Source organism: Thauera aminoaromatica S2 (assembly GCF_000310185.1).
GTDB lineage: Bacteria > Pseudomonadota > Gammaproteobacteria > Burkholderiales > Rhodocyclaceae > Thauera > Thauera aminoaromatica.
The window spans coordinates 1-2092 of record NZ_AMXD01000260.1 but is presented as its reverse complement, the minus strand read 5'-3'; the positions used below and the strand labels follow the sequence as shown (position 1 = coordinate 2092).

At 70.7% G+C, this 2092-nt stretch carries 2 protein-coding genes; both read right to left on the bottom strand.

The genetic code is table 11. The features are described 5' to 3' along the window. A partial coding sequence (locus C665_RS19390; protein ID WP_051021782.1) for a septal ring lytic transglycosylase RlpA family protein occupies nucleotides 1–823 on the bottom strand: 823 nt, incomplete at its 3' end. A gap of 17 nt (nucleotides 824–840) precedes the next feature. Continuing rightward, nucleotides 841–1983, bottom strand: a complete 1143-nt coding sequence (gene rodA / locus C665_RS19385; RefSeq protein ID WP_004328740.1) for a rod shape-determining protein RodA — start codon at nucleotides 1981–1983, stop codon at nucleotides 841–843. Nucleotides 1984–2092: the final 109 nt, after the last annotated feature.

The following is a 2092-nucleotide window of genomic DNA, read 5'->3' as shown; positions in this document are numbered from 1 at the left end:
CGGCTGCCCGCGCGGGGCTCGCGACCGGCGCGGGCAGCGGAGCCTGCGCCACCGGCAAGGGGGCGAGTGCCTTCATCCCGGTCGCCGGCCCCGACCCCGGCATGAGGCCCTCGTTGGCGCGCGCCGGCAGCGGCGGCACCGGGCGCGCCATGGCGACGAGCGGCGCCTCGCCGGGCAGGATCTGCTCGACCTCGACCTCGGCGCTGCCGCCGTTGACATAGCCCAGCTTGTGCGCCGCGGCATAGGACAGGTCGATCACCCGGCCGCGCAGGAAGGGGCCGCGATCGTTCACCCGCACCACCACCGAACGGCCGTTGGCGAGGTTGGTCACGCGCGCGTAGCTCGGGATCGGCAGGGTCGGATGCGCGGCCGTCATCGCGTACATGTCGTAGGGTTCGCCACTCGAGGTCGGGTTGCCGTGGAAGCGGCGGCCGTACCAGCTGCCGTGGCCGCGCTGGCGGAAGGGGCGCAGCTCGGTGGCGGGCACGAAGCTCTGCCCCATGACGTGGTAGGGGCGGTTGGCGAAGCGATGCAGGGGCTCGTCGCGCGGCTCCGCGTCGGGGATCGCGTCGAGGTTGTCGGGGATGTCGTCGCCCGGGCCGTCGTCCTTGTAGTAGCCGCCACCGCGCACCGGGCTGCGTCCGGGTTTTCCAGCCTGCGCCGGCACCTCGGCGACCGGTCCTTCGCGCTTGGGCGCGGAGCCGCAGGCCGAGAGCAGCGCCACGATGCAGGCGAGGCCCGCCGCCACCAGGGCACGCGGCGCCCGCGCTGCCTGCGGGCGGGCTGCGAAGGCTGCGGGAAGCACGGGAGGAACTGGCGTCATGGTCGGTCGGGGTTCTCTCAGGTCTTTTCCGCGAAGCGGCTGCGCTGGATGCTCATGAGGATGCCGATCCCCAGACAGAGCGTGACGAGCGCGGTTCCGCCATAGCTGATGAAAGGCAGCGGCACCCCCACCACCGGCAGGATGCCGCTCACCATGCCCATGTTCACGAAGGCATAGGTGAAGAAGATCATCGTGATCGCCCCGCCGAGCAGGCGCGAAGCGTGGGTGGGCGCATTCGCGGCGATGTGGAAGCCGCGCAGCAGCAGCAGCACGTAGATGACCAGCAGCAGCACGGCGCCGACGAGGCCGAACTCCTCGGCGAGCACGGCGAAGATGAAGTCGGTGTGGCGCTCGGGCAGGAAGGCGAGATGAGTCTGGGTGCCGTCCATCCAGCCCTTCCCGGTGAGCCCGCCGGAGCCGATCGCGATCGTGGACTGGATGATGTGGAAGCCTCGTCCGAGCGGATCGCGCGTGGGGTCGAGCAGGGTGCACACGCGCTGCTTCTGGTATTCGCGCAGCACCTGCCAGTCCACATCGGGCTGACACAGGGTGTCGCCGAAGGCGACGATCGAGCCCAGCCCGATCACGCCCGCGACCACGATCGGGATCAGCAGCTTCCACGACAGCCCGGCGAAGTAGATCACGTAGATGCCGGATGCGGCCACAAGCAGGCTGGTGCCGAGGTCGGGCTGGATCAGGATCAGCCCCACCGGCACGAGCAGAAGCACGCCGGCGAGGATGAAGTCGACGAGGCGGGTCTGGCCCTCGCGCATCTGGAAGAACCAGGCCAGCATCAGCGGCATCGCGATCTTCATCAATTCCGAGGGCTGGATGCGCGCCACGCCGAGATCGAGCCAGCGCTGCGCACCCTTGGAGATCTCTCCGAACAGCTCCACCGCCAGCAGCAGCACCACGCCGAGCAGGTAGAGCGGTACCGCCATCGACAGCAGGCGCTGCGGCTTGAGCCAGGCCAGCAGCCACATGCCGGCGAGCGCGATGCCGATATGGGTGATCTGCGAATCCAGGCGCTCCGGCGAGGCGCTCTGCATCAGCACGTGGGCGTAGCCGAGCAGGACGGCGAGCAGCAGCAGCAGCAGGGGGTCGAGCGGGCGCAGGAAGCCGAGGACGAGCGCGAGCGGGTTGAAGCGGTTGTCGTTCATCGTGTGCTCCTCGCCACGCCGGGCTGCGGCGCGGGCACCGCCGCGGGCTGCGGCACCGGGCGCGGCTGCGGGGGCGCGGTCGGCTCCTCCGCCGGCGTCGCGGACTCCA

Bases quoted from the DNA above. Each gene is read 5' to 3' on its own strand.
- rodA (WP_004328740.1), bottom strand. From the start codon at position 1,983: ATGAACGACAACCGCTTCAACCCGCTCGCGCTCGTCCTCGGCTTCCTG.